We start from the raw sequence: 1,592 nt of genomic DNA, 5'->3' as shown, positions 1-1,592 counted from the left end.
CGATCCGGGAGCTAGGACCGAGAGCGCGAGCATCGCCAGCGCGATGATGATGAGCCCGCGACGGACGGGATCGAGCCGAGACCAACTCGGCATATTCAGGGCGGCGGCTCCCCCGAGGCCGAGCACGGACATGACCGCGTGATACGGGATCTCATACCCGCTAATGGTCGTTGCGACGGCCATGAGGTCGTATCCGATTAGCGATACTTCCGCGAGTCCGAGCCCGACAGCCGCTCCGACGGTATAAATTGCGCCGAAGAAGATGTCGAGGTATCGGTTGTCCCATTGCATTACATTTCACACTCCTTTCCGTAGTATCTTCACAGGTCGGAAACGGTGGATAAAATACTAAGAGTATCAGTAGTATATCCAGATAGACAGAGGATTTAATAGGAATGAACGGACCAATAGTAATCGATGGGGAAAGAAATTGCTCATGCTGATAGCCGATCGATCCAGGGGAATGGGGATTCCTTTTCGATCACGATCCCGAAAAAAGGCGCTCGAAAGATCGGGATCGATCCGGAGGACCTCGAGGACCATGATGCGTTTGTCGTACTCTATAAAGACGGGACTCTCGAGGCTTCTCTCCCGGACTCCCTCTTACCGGATCCGGAGCCGGAGTCCGACACTGGTCGCGTCACGATCGATGCCGATTGAGGATCTGAGCGGAGTGCAATCCTCGCTCGGTCATGGTCCAGACTCCTCCCGATCCCTTCGGGACTACATACCCCTCGTCTTCGAGGGTCGATAGCCTCTCAGACACGGTTTTAGAGTGTCTATCGATGTTATCCGCTATATTCGACGGGGAGTTATCTCCGTTATTTAACAGATCGATCAGGATGTCTCGGTCTGACGCGGTGAGCATATCGGTGGGGTCGTTCATGCGTTCCTACGGTGTATCGATTCGACTACTACCAGTAGTGGTGTTAAATACCTACGCTCAGTAAGTCAGATCAATGAGTAGATTTAATACGTCACGCTGTTACGCTGTAACTGCATGGCAGAAACGAAACCGATCCGCGTCTACGAGGATGACGCCGAGCGCCTCGAGTCTCGCGGCTCGATGGGCGACACGTATCCCGACGTCGTGGCCGATCTCCTCGAGGAGCGCGACGAACTCGAGGAGCGCGTCCGAGACCTGGAGGCACAGCTACGGAAACAAGGACTTGAGAAAGAGAACGCATCAGCGTGACCGCTTAGGGTATGACAGTCAACACTGACACGTCCTCCTCTATCGAGGACTACGAGAGCGACGAGAATAAAGCTTGTGAGGAGCGTCGAGAGCCGAAACCGAAGTACGTCCGGGCCGACGGGATCGACGGCCCGCGATGGCACTCGGTCGCCGACGTCGATCAGGAGCCGGCCGTCGACGTGATCGTCTGCGATTGCGGGGACCGGATCCGGTACGCCGAGGCCGAGGAGATCGTCCTCGAGGACGACGAGCAACCGCACTTCTCTGGAAACACGATTTGCTACGCTTGCGTTCGTGACCATGACCGGAGGGGATCTCGATGAGCGACGACTACGCCGTCAGGGAGGACTACTGGAGTGACCTCGAGGACGACCTCCAGGACGTCCCGGAGGGGAGC

Annotated in this window: 4 protein-coding genes; 2 read left to right on the top strand and 2 right to left on the bottom strand. The window is 56.5% G+C overall.

All coding sequences use genetic code 11. The features are described from left to right. Both ABD224_RS29175 and ABD224_RS29540 read right to left on the bottom strand, forming a co-directional pair. Positions 1-291 (bottom strand): DUF8023 family protein (locus ABD224_RS29175; RefSeq protein ID WP_344055322.1); only part of this gene is annotated, 291 nt, incomplete at its 3' end. A gap of 349 nt (positions 292-640) precedes the next feature. Beyond that, positions 641-868 carry a winged helix-turn-helix transcriptional regulator gene (locus ABD224_RS29540; protein WP_425548280.1) on the bottom strand — a complete coding sequence of 76 codons (228 nt, stop codon included), beginning with the start codon at positions 866-868 and terminating at the stop codon, positions 641-643. A gap of 132 nt (positions 869-1,000) precedes the next feature. On the opposite strand from ABD224_RS29540, the gene ABD224_RS29170 reads away from it, so the two are divergent. Continuing rightward, positions 1,001-1,195: a hypothetical protein gene (locus tag ABD224_RS29170; protein ID WP_344055320.1), complete on the top strand. Its 195-nt coding sequence runs from the start codon at positions 1,001-1,003 to the stop codon at positions 1,193-1,195. Between the two features lie 11 nt (positions 1,196-1,206). Next, positions 1,207-1,518, top strand: a complete 312-nt coding sequence (locus ABD224_RS29165) for a hypothetical protein (RefSeq protein ID WP_344055318.1) — start codon at positions 1,207-1,209, stop codon at positions 1,516-1,518. The last annotated feature ends 74 nt before the right edge of the window (positions 1,519-1,592 follow it).

The sequence above is a fragment of the Streptomyces thermoalcalitolerans genome (assembly GCF_039525155.1).
Taxonomy (GTDB): Bacteria; Actinomycetota; Actinomycetes; order Streptomycetales; family Streptomycetaceae; genus Streptomyces; species Streptomyces thermovulgaris.
This window is presented reverse-complemented; position numbering and strand designations above follow the sequence as displayed.